Origin of the sequence: Solwaraspora sp. WMMA2080 (genome assembly GCF_027497395.1) — a bacterium.
Taxonomy (GTDB): domain Bacteria; phylum Actinomycetota; class Actinomycetes; order Mycobacteriales; family Micromonosporaceae; genus Micromonospora_E.
On sequence record NZ_CP114910.1, the window covers coordinates 354,495 to 371,551 of the forward strand.

16 protein-coding genes and 1 pseudogene are annotated in these 17,057 nt (G+C 69.6%); 16 read left to right on the forward strand and 1 reads right to left on the reverse strand.

Going from position 1 to position 17,057, the window contains the following annotated elements; all coding sequences use genetic code 11:
• Positions 1–7 precede the first annotated feature (7 nt).
• From O7543_RS01600 to O7543_RS01620, 5 genes are all read left to right on the forward strand, one after another.
• Positions 8–1,369, forward strand: a complete 1,362-nt coding sequence (locus O7543_RS01600) for a hypothetical protein (protein WP_281550519.1) — start codon at positions 8–10, stop codon at positions 1,367–1,369.
• 314 nt (positions 1,370–1,683) lie between these two features.
• The gene (locus O7543_RS01605) at positions 1,684–2,529 is read left to right on the forward strand and encodes an alpha/beta fold hydrolase (protein WP_281550518.1); all 846 of its coding nucleotides are present in this window, start codon (positions 1,684–1,686) and stop codon (positions 2,527–2,529) included.
• Positions 2,530–2,616: 87 nt separating this feature from the next.
• Positions 2,617–3,744, forward strand: a complete 1,128-nt coding sequence (locus tag O7543_RS01610) for a hypothetical protein (protein ID WP_281550517.1) — start codon at positions 2,617–2,619, stop codon at positions 3,742–3,744.
• Between the two features lie 20 nt (positions 3,745–3,764).
• Entirely contained in the window at positions 3,765–4,622 is an 858-nt protein-coding gene (locus tag O7543_RS01615; RefSeq protein ID WP_281550516.1) for a hypothetical protein, read from the forward strand.
• A 35-nt stretch (positions 4,623–4,657) separates the two neighbouring features.
• Positions 4,658–5,305, forward strand: a complete 648-nt coding sequence (locus tag O7543_RS01620; protein ID WP_281550515.1) for an MOSC N-terminal beta barrel domain-containing protein — start codon at positions 4,658–4,660, stop codon at positions 5,303–5,305.
• 57 nt (positions 5,306–5,362) lie between these two features.
• On the opposite strand, the gene O7543_RS01625 is transcribed toward O7543_RS01620, so the two are convergent.
• Entirely contained in the window at positions 5,363–5,920 is a 558-nt protein-coding gene (locus O7543_RS01625) for a dihydrofolate reductase family protein (RefSeq protein WP_281555623.1), read from the reverse strand.
• Between the two features lie 186 nt (positions 5,921–6,106).
• Between O7543_RS01625 and O7543_RS01630 the strand changes: the two genes are divergently transcribed.
• From O7543_RS01630 to O7543_RS01680, 11 genes and pseudogenes are all read left to right on the forward strand, one after another.
• Entirely contained in the window at positions 6,107–6,970 is an 864-nt protein-coding gene (locus O7543_RS01630) for an MOSC domain-containing protein (protein WP_281550514.1), read from the forward strand.
• A 166-nt stretch (positions 6,971–7,136) separates the two neighbouring features.
• Positions 7,137–7,703: a hypothetical protein gene (locus O7543_RS01635; RefSeq protein WP_281550513.1), complete on the forward strand. Its 567-nt coding sequence runs from the start codon at positions 7,137–7,139 to the stop codon at positions 7,701–7,703.
• Positions 7,704–7,736: 33 nt separating this feature from the next.
• Complete coding sequence (locus O7543_RS01640) at positions 7,737–8,150, forward strand: hypothetical protein (protein ID WP_281550512.1); 414 nt, start codon at positions 7,737–7,739, stop codon at positions 8,148–8,150.
• Between the two features lie 67 nt (positions 8,151–8,217).
• Complete coding sequence (locus O7543_RS01645) at positions 8,218–9,162, forward strand: RNA polymerase sigma-70 factor (RefSeq protein ID WP_281550511.1); 945 nt, start codon at positions 8,218–8,220, stop codon at positions 9,160–9,162.
• 101 nt (positions 9,163–9,263) lie between these two features.
• Positions 9,264–10,246, forward strand: a pseudogene (locus O7543_RS01650) (FAD-dependent oxidoreductase); the annotation flags it as partial.
• Positions 10,247–10,782: 536 nt separating this feature from the next.
• The gene (gene serC, locus O7543_RS01655; protein WP_281550510.1) at positions 10,783–11,913 is read left to right on the forward strand and encodes a 3-phosphoserine/phosphohydroxythreonine transaminase; all 1,131 of its coding nucleotides are present in this window, start codon (positions 10,783–10,785) and stop codon (positions 11,911–11,913) included.
• Between the two features lie 12 nt (positions 11,914–11,925).
• A complete protein-coding gene (locus O7543_RS01660; protein ID WP_281550509.1) occupies positions 11,926–12,768 on the forward strand; it encodes a 2-oxo acid dehydrogenase subunit E2 in 843 nt (280 codons plus the stop codon).
• Positions 12,755–14,092 (forward strand): cytochrome P450, encoded by a 1,338-nt coding sequence (locus O7543_RS01665; RefSeq protein WP_281550508.1) that lies wholly within the window; start codon positions 12,755–12,757, stop codon positions 14,090–14,092. The genes O7543_RS01660 and O7543_RS01665 overlap by 14 nt, the downstream gene beginning before the upstream one ends.
• On the forward strand, positions 14,089–14,703 hold the full coding sequence (locus O7543_RS01670) for a hypothetical protein (RefSeq protein ID WP_281550507.1): 615 nt from the start codon (positions 14,089–14,091) through the stop codon (positions 14,701–14,703). Before O7543_RS01665 ends, O7543_RS01670 begins: the two co-directional genes overlap by 4 nt.
• A 182-nt stretch (positions 14,704–14,885) precedes the next feature.
• On the forward strand, positions 14,886–15,548 hold the full coding sequence (locus tag O7543_RS01675) for a hypothetical protein (RefSeq protein ID WP_281550506.1): 663 nt from the start codon (positions 14,886–14,888) through the stop codon (positions 15,546–15,548).
• Between the two features lie 122 nt (positions 15,549–15,670).
• Positions 15,671–16,855 carry an acyl-CoA dehydrogenase family protein gene (locus O7543_RS01680; RefSeq protein ID WP_281550505.1) on the forward strand — a complete coding sequence of 395 codons (1,185 nt, stop codon included), beginning with the start codon at positions 15,671–15,673 and terminating at the stop codon, positions 16,853–16,855.
• Positions 16,856–17,057: the final 202 nt, after the last annotated feature.

The window sequence follows — 17,057 nt, forward strand, 5'->3', positions numbered from 1 at the left end:
TGGCGTCGTGACGAACGTGAGGCATCCCCAGCTGTCCGGGCTGGGGAGGAACCCGGCGACCCCGGACGATCTCCTGGTACGCCTGGCAGCCCATGCTGCCGGCCGCCACGGGATATCGCTGCGGCGAGGTCGGCTGGCAGACACCGTCGTGGAAGCTCTGCTGGAGCACGGCGGAAGCGAGTCGGCCATCCACCTCAACGGCGAGCGCATCTCCACCCGGATGCGGAACGTGATCGCCGAGCATCCTGATCCTGCCATCCGACACGCCCACGCCAACTTCGTCCGGGACCTGGTGGACCTGAACTCGTCGCTGGGCATCGAGTCGCTTGAGGAAACCTTCGGGGAGAGCCGGTCCAACTTGGTCGACTCGCCGGATCCGAAGCTCCGGGCGGCGGTCGCGGACACCTGGGCTGATCGGCCACTCGCGGTGCATCTGCGGTTGCTCGCCGACCCCGATCCCTTGGTACGTGCTGCGGCGACCCTGCGCCGCCATCCGGGGGTACCCGTCGAATGGCGGGAGAGGTGCCTCACTGACCCGGCTACCCGGGTCAACGTCGCGCGCTATGTGCCGTTGACCGTCAAGCAGGCGACCGAGCTGATCAGCAGCGGGGATCTCGAAGCGTGTCGGGCGGTGGCAGCCAACCCTGAGCTGCCTGCCGAGGCGGTCGAGCTGCTGATCGAGTTGGACGATCCGCAGGTGCGGGTGGCGGTCGCGTACAGCCGGCACATCGACGCCGACACGAGAGACCGGCTGTTCGCGCTGGTGGCGGCCGAGGCCGACGCTGGCAGCATCGCCGCCTACGTTGCGTTGTGCTGGAACTTCGACGAACCGGGCTGGCTCCGTGAGGTGCCGATTACCGAGCGGCTGGCGTACCTGGACTGTCCGCATCCGCCGTTCCGTCGGGTGCTGGCGAGCTGCCGTGACCTGCCGGACGCCGCCTGGGAACGGCTCGACAACGACCCGGACCTGCGGGTGCGCCGGTACGCCGCCGCCCGGCCGGACGCCCCCGCCGCCGTCCTTGAACGACTCGTGCGTACGGGTGGCGCGATGTTCCATATCCGGCCGCCGATCGTCGAGCACCCGAACTTTCCACGCCACCGGCTGCGGGCCTTCGCCGACGATCCGGACCCTCATATCCGGTACATCGCCCTTGAGGATCCTGACCTGCCGACAGCGGTGCTGGAACGGCTTGCCGCCGACTCCGAGGCATTCATCCGGCGCGGAGCGGCGCGGCACGCCCATGCCACCCCGGCCCTGTTGGAGCAGTTGCTCGCCGATGCTGATCCCGAGGTCGTCGACGAAGCCGCCGCCAACCCGCAGCTTCCCCTCGGGTCCATGCGCCGCATCCTCGACGAGTCGGCGTTGTAGTCGTTGCGCGACAGACCTATTGGTTTGGCGGGACGCGACGTGGCGCGCACGGACGACGCCGGTGGTTCGCGTCGGCGCATGATCAGTGGGCTTTCCCGACGGATCGCGACCGTCCTCGGTGCTGCGGGGAGTCGGCGCGGCCGTGTAGTCACGCCCGCAGTGCCGGCTGCGGCGGCTGGCAGTTCGGCTGTGAGCAGGGGGCTCGGTTCGTCTGCGGAGGCGTCGTACGGAAGAGTACGCTCACGGCGGGTCGTCGACACCCCTGGCCCGGCGGTTCCACCGATCAGCTGAGCGCGCCTCACAAAGGGATTCCTATGAGTTCGTCGACACCGTTGTTGTTCCTGCACGGATACTGGCACGGCTCCTGGTGCTGGAGTGAAGTCACCGCCTGCGTCGCGGCAGCCGGCCGGGCCAGTGTCGCAGTGGACATGGCCGGGCACGGCCTGCGGGCCCGGCGGCCCCGTTCGGTCTACGCGCGCCCGTTCGACCCGCAGGCGATCGCCACCGAGGTCTCCCCGGTGGCCGCCGTCGACCTCGACCAGGCCGGGGACCTGCTCGTCGCGCAGCTCAAGCAGGTCGGCCGGGGCGGCCCGGTGACGGTCGTGGCGCACAGCATGGGCGGCACGGTGCTGACCCGGGTGGCCGAGCAGGCACCCGAGCTGGTCGCCCATGCCGTATACCTGACGGCGTTCATGCCGGCGTCGGGCCTACCGGCGATCGCCTACATCGACATGCCGGAGAACGCCGGCGAACTCATCGGGCCGTCGCTGTGCGCGGACCCCGTCGCGGTCGGTGCGCTCAGGCTGGACGTCGGGTCCGTCGAGCCCGGCTACCGTCAGCAGCTTCGAAGCGTGTTCTTCGGCGACATCGATCCAGACTCTGCCGACGCGGCCATCGCACTGCTGACCCCCGACGCGCCGGCCGGTATCGCGCTCGGCGCCACCGCCCTGACCCGGTCCGGCTGGGGCTCCGTCCCCCGCACCTACGTCACCTGCGCCCAGGACATGGCGATCAGGCCCGCGCTCCAGCAGAAGTTCATCGTCGACGCGGACGCCGCGTTCCCCGACAACCCGACGTCCGTCGAGGCGCTCGACGCGTCCCACACGCCCTTCCTGTCCATGCCCCAGCAGGTCGCCGACATCGTCACCGCAGTGGGCTGATCGGAATCGGTCCGTTGGGTCAGCCGGTCACCCGGGACGCGAGGTGACCGGCGCGGACGGTTGACGGCGGTGGTTAGCGTCGGGGCCATGATCAGTGGGCTTCTCCGACGAATCGCGACCGTCCTCGGTGCCGCGGCGGTCGGCGCGGCCGCCACCGTCACGGCGGCTGTACCGGCTGCGGCGGCCGTCACCCCGGCCGTCACCAGCTACGTGTGGGCCAGCAACCCCACCGCCGCCAGCTACACGGTGCCGACGTGGACCTCCGGCGGCCGCACCTACTACTCGTACGCCAAGAATCCCGGCGGCGGGCCGATCACCGTGACCCGGTCCGGTGCCGGCGCATACCAGGTGCGGTTCGGTGGGCTCGGCTCGCTGGTGACCGGCGGCGGGGGAGTGGCCCACGCCCAGGCGTACGGCGCGGCGGCCCGGTTCTGCACCGTGGGCTCCTGGTACCCGTCCGGTGCCGATCTGCTGGTCAACGTGTACTGCTTCGGGGCCGGCGGTGCCCGGCAGGATGCGTACTTCGTGGCGAACTTCGTCGAAGCCAGTGGCTCCACGCTCGCCGTCGACGGCGTGTCGTACCTCTGGTCCAACAGTCCGACCTCGTCGATGTACACCCCGAGCGGCTGGTACCGCTACGACGCCGGCGGCGGCACCCCGTGGGTGGCGCGGGACGCGCCCGGCTCGTACGCGGTGGAGCTGCCCGCCTCGGCCGCCCGGACCCAGACCACGTTCTACCAGATCACCGCCTACACCTCGGCGGCCGTGAAGTGCAAGGTGGACTCGTACCTGGCCGACGGGATCGCCCGGGTGCGGTGCCGGGACGCCTCCGGAGCCTTCGTCGACTCCCGGTTCACCATCACCTGGACGATCCACAACCTGCTGCAGCAGATCGCCCCGACGGCGCTGGCGACGGTCGACGACACGTACCCGTCGGGTGGGCCGGCACCGGCGATCACCTGGACCAACGACAGCTCGGTGAGCGGCGACTACGCCGTCACCCGCACCGGCACCGGACGGTACGAGATGGTCTTCCCGCAGATCATCGACTACTCCGGGCACGCCGTGGCGTACGCGCTCGGCTATCAGGACGCACACTGCCACGTGCAGTACTGGCATCCGGTCGGCACCACCGACATGAAGGTCGGCGTGACCTGCCTGAACAGCGCTGGCAGCCCGGTCAACACCCCGTTCACGGTCGGCTTCACCTGGTAGTGCAGACCTGGCAGGAGAGTGTGCCGTTCCGGTGGGACCTGGTCACACCGGACCAACTCGGAACGATGCTCGACGGTGCCGCGCCGCCGGACCTGTGGTTCCTCGATGAGCTCGTCACCTGCACCGGGAAGGTGCTGGCCCGCAGCGGAAACGGTGACCTGTACTTCGTCGGCAGATCGTTGGACTCGATGTTCGACCTGCTCGGCGGAGTCCTCGCCGGACCCGTCGGCGTGCAGCGACTTCATCGGCTGCCGCTGTCGTTCCAGCGGCCGGCGGTCAGGTCCGGGAGCCGGTGGCGGCGGCGTCCGTTGACCTTCGCCGAGGTGAGCCAGGGGAGACGGTTCCTCGACGCGGTCGGGCTGACGCCACACGCGCTGGCCCGACGGGACCGGCCAGCGGTGCTGGTAGACGTCGTGCACCGGGGTGCGACGTTTACCGAACTGTTCACCCTGCTGCGCGACTGGATCGACGCCGAACGCGAGCCATGGCCGGTCATCCGCCGCAAGCTGCGCTTCGTAGGTGTCACCCGCCGGACCAGGACCAGTCCGAAGACGTACCGGTGGCAGCAGCACGCCGACTGGACCCGGACGCTGCCCGCCGCCGTGACCAACGTGTCGCTGGATCCGTGGGTGTGGTCGCACTTCGGCGACCGTCAGGTGAAGCTGACCCGCTCGTTCTACCCCGACCGGTGGCTGGCCGAAGACACCGGGCCCGGCCGCGACGAGCGCACCCGGCAGGCCCTTGCGGAGGCCGCCGCGCTGGTGGCGTACGGACGCAGTCGGGCCGGCCGCCACGGCGTCGCCCGCGCCGTGGGACGCGACCACGCACTCGCGCAGCCCTGGCTGCGCACCCTCGTCACCAACCTCACGAGGAGCTGACCGACAGCCTCAGATGCTCGGCTAGGTTCCTTGGCATGAGTCACGATCGTCGGGTTGGCAGGGTCCGGCAGCTGTCGCGCTACCCGGTGAAGTCCATGCTGGGAGAGGACCTGGACCAGGCGTACGTGGACGAGGCGGGCAACGCCGGCGACCGGTCCTTCGCGGTGCTCGACTGTGTCACCGGCAAGGTGGCCAGTGCCAAGAACCCGCGCCTGTGGCGGGACATGTTCACCGTACGGTCCACGTTGCTGCCTCCCGACGCCGCCGGCGCCCCGGCGGTCCGGCTGACCATGGCGGACGGTACGACCGAGACCGTGACGGTCATCGGCCACCGCGATCCGGCGCTGTCCACGCTGCTGGGCCGGGACGTGCGCCTGCTCGACCGGGCCGCGCCGGGCGCGACGATCGAACGGATGGACCCGGACCAGGTACGCACCGACGACGACCTGTCACACGCGCAGACCGGCAGCTCGATGTTGGCTGCCGGCTCCCCACCGGGCACGTTCTTCGACTTCGCGCCCCTTCATCTGATGACGACCGCGACCCTGGCCGGCCTCGCGGCCCACTCGGGTCGGCCGGTCGACAGCCGGCGTTTCCGGCCCAACATCGTCGTCGAGGTGCCGGCTGCGCCTGGCGGGCGTCGGTGTTCTGCCGTGCGCCGGGGTATACGCCCGCCCGCTTGAGGCCGGCGTCATCCGCTCCGGTGACCCGGTCGAGTTCTGCTGACCGTACCCGGTGATTCAGCGAGCGCGGCGGTAGTGCAGGGCCACCGCGCCGTTGCGCAGCGGCTGCGCCGAGAGCAGTTCGAGCTGGCGGGTGCCGGGCAGCCCGCCCTGGTACAGGGTCGGGCCGTGGCCGGCGATCCTGGGATGGACGAGCAGCTGGTACTCGTCGATCAGGCCCAGCCGGTCGAGCTCGGTCGCGAGCGTGCCGCTGCCGAGCAGGACCCCGGCCGGAGTCGCGTCCTTGAGCCTCTGCACGCCCTCGCGCAGATCACCGGCGATGTGGTGACTGTTGGTCCACGGGAAGTCCGTGCGGGTCGACGACACCACGTACTTGGATTTGGCCTCCAGCTTCACCGCCCACTCGCGGACGGCCGGCGGCGCCTCCCGGTCGCCGCGGGCGACGGCCGGCCAGTAGCTCTCCATCATCTCGTAGGTGACGCGGCCCCACAGCATCGCCCCGCTCTCGTCCATGAGACGGGTGAACAGGGCGTGCGTCTCGTCGTCGGCGATCCCTTCCCGGTGGTCGACGCAACCGTCCAGGGTGAGGTTGATGCTGAAGGTGAGCAGGCCCATGCCCGACGAGTCTAGCGAGAAGTGGTGGGCGCTGTCGGCCATGATCACAGCAGTAGCGGCCGTCGGAGCCGGGCCCGGGGTGGCTTGGGACGTGCCCCACATCGAGGGCTGCGGACGGTTGCGGTTGATCCGATGCGCAGCGGCAACCTCCGGCGGGCTGCAGACCTTCAGCTAGGTTTCCTGGGCATGGGTCACGATCGTCGGGTGGGCACGGTGCGGCAGCTGTCGCGCTATCCGGTCAAGTCGATGCTGGGAGAGGACCTGGACCAGGCGTACATGGACGAGGCGGGCATCGCCGGCGACCGGTCCTTCGCGGTGCTCGACTGTGTCACCGGCAAGGTGGCCAGTGCCAAGAACCCGCGCCTGTGGCGGGACATGCTGACCGTACGGTCCACGCTGACGCCCCCCGACTCCGCCGGCGCCCCGGCGGTCCGGTTGACCATGGCGGACGGTACGACCGAGACCGTGACGGTGACCGGTCACCCCGATCCGGCGCTGTCCACGCTGCTGGGCCGGGACGTGCGGCTGCTCGACCGGGCCGCGCCGGGCGCGACCATCGAACGGATGGACCCGGCCCAGGTACGCACCGACGACGACCTGCGCATCGCGGAGACCGCCGAATCCATGCTGGCTGTCGGCTCCCCACCGGGCACGTTCTTCGACTTCGCGCCGCTGCACCTGATGACGACCGCGACGCTGGCCAGTCTCGCGGCCCACTCGGGTCGGCCGGCAGACAGCCGGCGCTTTCGGCCCAACATCGTCGTCGAGGTGCCCGACCCGGGTGCTGGGTTCGTCGAGAACCTCTGGCCGGGGCGGCGGCTGCGGATCGGCCCCGACGTGGTCGCCGAGGTCGTCATCGCGACTCCACGGTGCGTGGTTCCGGCGCTGCGGCACGGTGACGTCGAGCGAGACGTCGCGCTTTTGCAGGTTCTGAGCCGGCACAACCGGCTGCGTCTGGAGGGCGTCGGCTTTCTGCCGTGCGCCGGGGTGTACGCGCGTCCGGTGGAATTCGGCGTCATCCGCTCCGGTGACCCGGTCGAGTTCTGCTGACCACACCCGTAATGACCTGCGCGGACAGCGCCGGCAGCCCGGTCAACACCCCGTTCATGGTCGGCTTCACCTGATAGGACCAGCCCTACGGGCTCGCTGGTCCAAGATTCACCAGGTACGCCTTGATGATCTATAAAGGTCTGCGGTCGCCACCTCGTCCAAGCGGGTGTTGATCACCGCCGGCCACTGTGTCCACAGCGGCCAGGGCGGTGACTGGCTGAGCAACCTCGTCTTCGTGCCGAAATACAACGCCTTCAACGCCGACCACGACCCGGTCGGCCGGTTCCAGGCGTACCGGTTGCGGACGTTCAACGAATGGATGAACAACAGCAACCTCAACCGGGACGTCGGCTGGGTGACCACGTTCTCCGGTGGTGACTGGAACACGACGGTCGTCGACACCGTCGGCGGGCACGGCCTCGCCTACAACGGCGGCACCGAGTTCGACGTGTCCATTTTCGGTTACCCGAGCAACCGCGACGGCGGGGACAAGATGTGGGCCTGCTGGGGCACCGCCGTCGACAACAGCATTCTCGACGACCGTTCGAAGATCACCTGCAACTTCGGCGGCGGTTCCTCGGGCGGTCCGTGGATCTGGAATTACAGCAACGCCAACGGCCTCGGCTATGTCCGATCGGTCATGTCCACCGTTGACGGCAGCGGAGTGAACCGGGGGCCGTACTTCGACACGGCGGTCCTCGACGGCACGAACGCCGCCAACGGCGACTGGTAATCTGAGCCGATGCTGACGCGACGACCGCCTCGCTTGACAGCCGTACTGCTGGTCGGGGCGGTCGTCGCGCTGAGCGCCTGCGGCCCGGCGGCCGAGCCCGGCGACGACGGCGACGGCACCACCGCCACCCAGGCGCCGGACGCCGCAACGAGCCCGGGGGCGCTGCCGGTCCGCGACGACCTGGTCGCCCCGCAGGTCGTCGCCTGGCGCACCTGGCGAGCCGTCGACGACCGTACGCTCGAGTTCACCGTGACCGCCGGTCCCGCCGACTGCTACGGCGCCGAGCCGCAGGTGCAGGAGAGCAAGACGGCGGTGCGCGTCCAGATCCGGGTGGGCCGGCTGCCTGAAGCGGCTGACCAGGAGTGCCCGGCGATCGCCCTGGAATCGGCTGTCCTGGTACGCCTGGCCGCCCCACTGGGCGACCGCGAGGTCGAGCAACTGAACTGACCCCGGTCCCGTGCCCGGGTCGTCGCGTCTGGCGGCCGGGTCGAAGGCCGGGCCTACCATCGGGGCCATGGCACTGACGGCGGACGACGTCGACCGGTTCGAGGCAGCCCGGCCACGCCTGGCGGCGATCGCGTACCGGCTGCTCGGCTCCGCCAGCGAGGCCGAGGACGCCGTACAGGAGACGTTCCTGCGCTGGCAGGCCGCCGACGTCAACCGGATCGACGTCCCCGAGGCCTGGCTGACAAAGGTCCTCACCAACCTGTGCCTCAACCAGTTGACCTCCGCGCGGGCCCGCCGCGAGACGTACGTCGGCCAGTGGCTGCCCGAGCCGCTGCTCGCCGGTGACCCGATGCTCGGCCCGGCCGACACCGCCGAACAGCGCGAATCCGTCTCGTACGCCGTCCTCGCCCTGATGGAACGCCTGACGCCGCAGGAGCGGGCCGTGTACGTCCTGCGGGAGGCGTTCGACTACCCGCACCGCGACATCGCCGGCATCCTCGGCGTCTCCGAAGCCGCCAGCCAGCAGATCCTGCACCGGGCCCGACGGCACCTCGCCGACGGCCGGGCCCGCGCCGAAGTCGACCGGGCCGCCGCCCGGCGGGTCGTCGAAGAGTCCCTGTCCGCCGCCACCAGCGGTCGGATCGAACCACTGGTCCAGCTGCTCACCGGCGACGCCGTCTCGATCGGTGACGGCGGCGGACACGTCCCGGCCCGCGCCACACCGGTCGTCGGTGCCGTCGCGGTCGCGAAGTTCCTGCGCGGCCTGTTCACCCCGGGTGCGGCCAAACGGGCCCTGCTCGGAGGTTCACCCGAGGTGTACGCCTGGACCGCCAACGGTGACCCGGCCGTCGTGGTCGTCATCGACGGCCGGGTCGTCGGCGTCATGTGCCTGCAGGTCACCGCCGACGGTGTGGCCGCCATCCGCAGCCAGGTCAACCCCGACAAGCTGCACCGGACCACCGCGTCCTGGGCCGCCGCCGACCACGGGGAGCCGCTGTTCACCGCCTTTTGATCACACCGTGTGAGGTGCTTCACGCCGCTGCCGCGTCAGCAAACGCGGGGCTGCCCGGTTCAGGTGCTGTCACATCCCGTGCAGACAGACAGGAGCAGGACATGCGGCACCGCATCATCGTCCTCGGCGCCGGCTACGCCGGAGCCGTCGCCGCCGGCCGCCTCGCCCGGCGGCTCGACCCCGCAGACGTCGCCATCACCGTCGTCAACGCCGAACCCGACTTCGTCGAGCGGGTACGCATGCACCAGCTGGCGACCGGTCAGGACCTCAAGCCCCGGCCGTTGCGGGAGATGTTCGCGGGCACCGGCGTCGAGCTGCGGATCGCCAACGTCACCGGCGTCGACGTCGACACCAGGACGGTCACGGTCACGGACGCGGCCAGCGACGGCTCCGACGGCAGCGGAGTCAACGAGCTGGGCTACGACACGCTCGTCTACCCCTCGGCAGCGGCTGGAACCCGGGAGCCGTCCCCGGCGGCGCCGAACACGCCGCCGAGATCGCCAGCCGGCCCGGCGCGCTGCGGCTGCGGGCCCGCCTGGCCGGCCTCGCCGCCAGGCAGCCGGTCGTCGTGGTCGGCGGCGGCCTGACCGGCCTGGAAGCCGCGACCGAGATCGCCGAGGCCCGCCCCGACCTCGACGTCGCCCTCGCCGTGCGCGACGGCCTCGGCGACGCCCTCTCGCCGAAGGGCCGCGCGCATCTGCGCAAGGTCCTCGCCGGGCTCGACATCACCGTGTACGAGCACACCGCCGTCACCGGCGTCAACGCCGACCGGGTCACCACCGCCGGCGGCGGTGCCCTCCCGGCTGCGGTCACCGTCTGGACCGCCGGGTTCGCCGTCCACCCGATCGCCCGTACCACCGGATTGACGCTCGCCGACAGCGGCCAGATCGTGGTCGACGGCACCATGCGCTCGGTGTCGCATCCGGACGTGTACGCCGTCGGCGACGCGGCCCGGGCGATCGGCCCCGGCGGCAAGCCGCTGCGGATGTCGTGCGCCTCGGGCACCCCGATGGCGTGGCAGGCAGCCGACTCGATCGCGGCCCGGCTGACCGGCGGGAAACTGCCGAACGCGCCGCTGCGCTACAACATCGTCCCCGGGAACTCCGCCTACTCCTCGTCGCCGACCCGCAGCACCGCTGCGGGCTGCTCGGGCAGCCAGCGGGTCACCGCGTACGCCATCTGCGCGAACCCGGTGGGGGCGGCGGCCGAAGGGTCGGTGCAGACCGGGGTCGCCTCGGCCAGCGACTCCTGCCCGGCTGGTGAGCAGGTGCACTCGGTCGGTGCGGCCACCGGGCCCGGTGCCTCCGGGCAGACCTTCCTGAGCTCGCTCTACATGGACGCCGGCCTCACCTCAGTTCGCCTCTCACTGACCGGAGTACCCACCGACGGTCTGGCGATCCAGGCGATCTGCGCCTGACACCGGCGGCGACGGTGATCCCGGGCCGGAGGACCCGATCAGACGCACAGTGAACCGATGGGCTGCAGGGGGCATCCCGCCACCCTGCGGCCCACCAGGGATCCCTCATATTTCCCTCATTTCCGCCTCAGGTATCAGCAGTCCGACCGTGCGATGATCTTGGCGCCGCCCACCAAATCAAGGGCGGTGGTGAGGTGGAGTCGGTGTCAGCGAACCGTGCGGTTGCGAACTTCTACGCGGGACCGACCGGCCTGCCCCGCAGCGTCATGGAACGCATCCGCGTCGAACTCGACGACTTCCAGGGCACCGGGATGAGCGTGATGGAGATCAGCCACCGGGCACCCGAGGTCGAGTTCCTCCTGGCCGACACGACCGAACGGGTCCGTCGCCTGCTGGGCCTCGGCGACGAGTCCGACGTTCTGCTGCTGCAGGGTGGCGGATCGCTCCAGTTCGCAATGGTCCCGATGAACTTCTCGGCACCCGGTGACCCGGTCGACTACGTCGACACCGGGTACTGGGCCGCCAAGGCGATCCGTGAGCCACGGACCCTCGGACGCGACGTGGCGGTAGTGGCCTCCTCCGCCGACCGGGACCACACCTACGTTCCACCGGACGGCTCGATCCGGCCCCGGCCGGACGCCCGCTACCTGCACCTGGTCACCAACAACACGGTGGAGGGCACCCAGTTCCACCAGGCACCCGCCGTCGCGGTGCCGGTGATCGCGGACATGAGCTCCGACCTGATGTCCGACACCTTCGACCCGGCGGCGTACGACGTCGTCTACGCCCACGCGCAGAAGAACATCGGCGTCGCCGGAGTGACCGTCGTGGTCGCGCGCCGGCGCATGTTGGACGACATCGTCGGTGAGCTGCCGGCGGTGCTCGACTACCGGGTGCACCGACGACACGGGTCGAACTTCCACACCCCGCCGACCTTCGCCATCTACGTCACCTGGTTGATGCTGGGCTGGTTGGCCGACGAAATCGGCGGGCTGGCCAGCATGGGCGGGATCAACCGACGCAAGGCGCAGATCCTCTACGACTACCTGGACGGCGTCCCGTTCTACCGCACCACCGTCGACCCGGCGTCGCGCTCGCTGATGAACGTGGTGTTCGACCTGCCCACCCCGCAGCTGCTGGCGGAGTTCCTGGCCGAGGCGCAGCAGGCCGGTATCGCCGGGCTGGCCGGGCACCGCTCGGTGGGTGGCTGCCGGGCCAGCCTGTTCAATGCGGTGACCGTCGAGTCGGTCGAACGGCTGGTCGACTTCCTGCACACTTTCGAGCGCCGCAACCGGACGACGGACCTGCCCTCCGAACCGTCCACCGAACGATAGAGACAAGCCACGATGAATGCTGCTCCGTTCCAGGAACTGCCCTGGCCGCGTATCCGGGAACTCGTGGTTGACGCGCTGAGCGTCGGTCACCGAACCCACATGGCGCACGGCATGGTGGAGTTCGACGTGTCCCGCCCGATGGAGTTGGTCGCGCACTACCGGGCCCAGGTGCCCGACGGGCTGTCGTTCACCGCCTTTCTGGTTTACTGCCTCGGCCATGCCGTCGGTGAGCACAAGATGCTGCACGCCTTCCGCAAGGGACGCCGCAAGCTGGTCGTCTTCGACGACGTGGACGTAAACACGCTGCTGGAAAAGCGCAAGCCAGACGGGTCGCTGGTGCCGGTCATCTACGTCGTGCGGGCCGCGAATCGCAAAAGTCTGGCGCAGGTCAACCACGAGATGCGCGCCGCTGCCCGTACCGACCTGTACGACGACGAAGGGGTCCGTCGACGCCGCCAGCTCCTGCGGCTGCCGCGCCCGGCCCGGCGGGCGCTCTGGTGGTGGATGCGGCGCGACCCGGCCCGGGTCAAACGCCAGTGGGGCACCGTCGGCCTGTCCAACGTCGGCTCCTTCATCAGCCCGCGACCGTCCTGGGGCATCTCCATCTCCTTCCTGACCAGCACCCTCATCGTCGGCGGAAGGTACGACAAGGTGCGGTGGATCGACGGCGCCGCCGCGCCCCGAAAGACCCTCAGCGTCACCCTCACCGTCGACCACGACATCGTCGACGGCGCACCCGGCGCCCGGTTCGCCGAGACGTTGGCTGGACTGATCGAGAACGCCGCCGGCCTCGACGACACGTTCGTCACCGAGACCCTCGCGCTGCAGGAAGGCGTCGACAGTGCCGCGAAGTGACCACCCGCCGCTGCGGCTGCGGCTGAGCGCGCTGCGCGCCGACCTGCTGGGTGTGCAGAAACGGCTGGTCGCCGACCACGACGGATTCGTCCGGTACCGCGTACTGCACCGGGTCTTCACGCTGCTGGCCGATGCGGACGCCAACCAGCGGGTGTTCATCGGGAACCTGCCCGGCTACGGTCGCAGCCTGCAGCACGACAACCTGTCGCTGATCATCGGCCAGGGACTGATCTGCAGTGACGGCGAGATGTGGCGGCGGCAGCGGACGCTGACCCAGCCGGTGTTCAACCGGGCGCTGCTCGAACGCGTCGTCGAGATCACCGCCACCCTGGTGACCGAGGTCGTCGACGGCTGGGACCGCGCCCGCGAGCGGGGCGAACCGGTCGACGTGTTCAGCGACATGCAGACCCTGGCCATGCGGGTCATGGCCGTGGCGCTGTTCAGCCACGATCCGAAGACGACCGCCAACGACTTCGTCGACACCGTACGGGTCGGGTTGGAAGTGGTGGTCCGCCGCAACATCAGCCCGGTGACGGTGCCACTGTGGTTCCCCACCCGGCTGCACCGCCGGTTCGCCCGCCATCTGCGGGCGGTGGACGACTTCGTGGCGGAGCGGATCGAGGAACGGCTGGCCGACACCGACCGGTACCCCGACATCCTGAGCGATCTGATCCGCGCCTACGGCGAACAGGCCGGCCGGCGCCGCCGGGAACTGCGCGACCAGGTCGTCACCCTGTTCTTCGCCGGCTTCGAGACGACCGGGACCGCGCTGGCCTGGACCTGGCACCTGCTCGGCCAACACGACGACGAGATCGCGGGCCGGTTCCGTGAGGAACTGGCCCGGGTGCTCGGCGGACGGGCCCCGACCTACGACGACCTGGGCACCCTGGACTACACCCGGCAGGTGATCCAGGAGTCGATGCGGCTCTACCCGCCGGTCTACACCCTCACCCGCACCGCCACCGCCGACGACGACATCGACGGCCGGCGGATCCACCAGGGCGACAACCTCGTGATCCCGCTGCACACCCTGCACCGGATGCCGCAGTACTGGCCGGAGCCGGACTCCTTCTGCCCGCACCGCTTCGCGCCGGGCCGGCTGACCACCGACCAGCGGCGCGCCTACCTGCCGTTCGCCGCCGGGCAGCGCAAGTGCATCGGCACGAACTTCGCGATCACCGAGATGCTGACGGTGCTGGCGGTCGCCGGGCAGCGGGTGCGGCTGACACCGGTCGACGGGCATCCGGTCGAGGCGGCACCGGCGGTCACCCAGTATCTCCGGCACGGGCTGCTCATGAACGTCGAACTGGTGGGTCCGGCATGAACGCCCTCGCTGCGGGCGACGGCACCTTCTACGGCGTGCTCGACCCGGCCGACCCGGCACAGGTCGCCGAGTACGAAGGGGACTTCTACCGGGCCTACGTCGGCCTGACCGACAACCGGCTGGTCCGGCTGATCTGGGAGTGGGACGACACCGGGCGACGGCTGCGGACCCGGATCCCGTACCAGGACCAGGTCGTCTACTGCTGGCGGCAGCCCACCGGCCGGCTGATCGGGGCCATGGCGGTCAGCGTCGCCGTCGAACGCGGGTTGCAGTCCGCCTCCTTCGGGTTCAGCCCGCCCATGTCACCGGACGCGGGCCGTGCCGGTGGTCGGGTCTGCGAGATCCTCAACGTCATGCACGCCGGTGGCGGGCGCACTTGGACCCGTGCCACGTACACCGGGTTCATCCGCGACGTCGGCTACCGCGACCTGGCGTCGCGCGGCTTCGACGTCGCCTACGCCACCTGCACCCGTCGGCGGCTGCGCCCGTACCTGCTGCTCGGCGCCGAACTGCTGGACCGCCGGACCGTCGACGGCGAGGAGCGGATGTTCCTGCGCTGGCCGATCGGATCGATGACGTACCGAACCAGACCAGGTCGTCCGGCAGAGTAGGCGGCGCTGGCGATCGGCGGCTGACGGTAGGCTCGCTGCCCGTGATTCATTTGCGTAAGCCGGGAGTCCTCGACCGGGATGCACCCCACGTCCCGGATGACCCTCCGACCCCGGCGGCGCAGGACCCGCAGCGGCGGCCAAGTTGGCTGCGGCGGCACCGGCGCTGGTGGTAACCGCTGGTCGTGGTCGTGCTGCTGGGCCAGATGGCGTTCGCGATGGTCACCACCGCCCTGGCGCAGGCACCGACCATCGACGAGCCGGTGTACGTGGGCGCGGCCGCGCTGTACCTGCAGGGCGGCGGTCTGCAGGTCAACCCGGAACATCCGCCGCTCGGCAAGCTAATCATCGGGGCGGGTCTGATGTTCGCCGAGCCCCGCATCGACCCCGGTTTCCGGGGCAACCAGTCGGACCTTGGCCGGCACGTGCTGTACGAGGCGGGCAACGACGCCGACCAGGTGCTGTCGCTGGCCCGGCTGCCGATGATCGGGCAGACTGGGAGACGTGCCGGTGGTTGCGCTCCGGCTCGACCCAGTCGGCCAGCCACGAGGACCTCGCTGGCCCGGGCGACCCCGTCGAACAGGTCCCGCAGGATCTGGTTGTCCATGGTTGGCCCGGCGCAGACGCTGGCGTCGCTGGCCGATCAGGGCGATGTCGAACTGAGCCGTGATGCGATCATCGGCAGTCTGCCGACATCACCCGGACCTGCGACAACATTCCGGGTTCTGCGTACGGCAAAGGCATTCAATGATCCTCCACTCCGCAGAAATGGTGCGAGTTCCGTCTTTGGAGTGTCTTCTGTTCGGCTATCGAAACTGTGGTTAATGGGCCATGCGGATGCAGTGTAAACTCGGCAACTTGAGAGAAGTTGGCTAATGTAACAGCATGTCAAAGTTGTTAATGCCGGTAATTAATCGGCGCCCAGCTTGGAGGGGCAATGTTCCTTCCTCGCATCCTGTTGGGAGTATTGATGACGGCTATCGAGGCGCCGACGAGCGCCGAGCTCGTCCACCGGGCAACTGAGCTGGTACCGCTAATCCGCAGGTACGCAACGTGGCAGGAGGAGAACCGGGTCCTGCACGAGGAGGTGCTCCAGGCGATCGCCGATGCTGGGCTGATGAAGATGCGGGTACCGATCCGCTACGGCGGCTTCGAGTCCTCTGTGGGCGCCGTCTGCGACGTGATCTCCGAGCTTGCCCGCGGCGACGGCTCCGTCGGGTGGGCAGTGAGCACGATGACGATTAGCTCATGGTTGGCCGGCCTGTTGCCGGACGAGACGCAGGACGAGATCTTCGCCGACCCCGACGTCCTCATCGGCAGCAGCGTCAGCCCGAACGGTGTCGCCACCCCGGTCGAGGGTGGTGCCGTCCTCAACGGCAGGTGGGCGTTCAGCACCGGTGTGCTGCACAGCCAGTGGTTCATCCACTCGGCCGTACTGGCCGGTGCAGACGGCGAGCCCGCTCCGGCGATGCTCGCCGTGCCCACCTCGGACATGACGATCGTCGACGACTGGCACACCGTGGGTCTGCGCGGTACGGGTAGCGTGACGACCATCGTGGCGGACCTGTTCGTCCCCGAGGGGCGCATTCTGCCGATCGCCCCCTTGGTGATGCAGAACCAGCATCGTTCCAGGCTGAATGCCGGTTCACTGATGTGGAGGGCGCCTTTCTCTCCAATTACTGCAGCTGGCGCCGCCGCTGTCCCGTTGGGCATGGCCAAGGCTGCGCGAGACGCCTTCTTCGAGCAACTACCGAGCCGGAAGATCGCCTACACCAGCAACGAACACCAGGCCGAATCCGCTCTCACTCATCTGCAGGTGGCTCGGGCCGCAATGAAAATCGACGAGGCCGAGTTCCATGTGCGCCGCGCCGCCGAGCGAGTGGACAGCAAGGTCCGCAATGGCGAGTCCTGGAGCATTCAGGAGCGTGCCCTCGCGCGCATGGAGTTGGGTGTGTCCACCCAACTTGCAAAAGAGGCGGTGGAGATCCTTAACACCGCCAGCGGTGGGTCGTCCATCTATTCGGACAAGCCGATGCAACGCATTGAGCGTGATGTCCAGACGATCAGTCTGCATGGCGTCGTGCACCCGGACACGAACCTCGAGCTGTACGGGCGCGTGCTGTGCGGGCTGGAGCCCAACACGCACTTGATCTGAGGACGGCCGTGTCCGGCAGGGGCGCACGGGTCACCTGAACACCCCTGCTCGGTCTACTCACTACGGTCCGCATCGCAGGCGGAACCGCCGCCGGCAGGTGAGCCGGCGGCGGGCAAACATTCAGGTGGTGCGCGCTGGGATTCCGCGTGGTGGCATAGCGTGATGGCCGGTTGGTTGGTGGCCGCCGGCTGATGTTGACCTG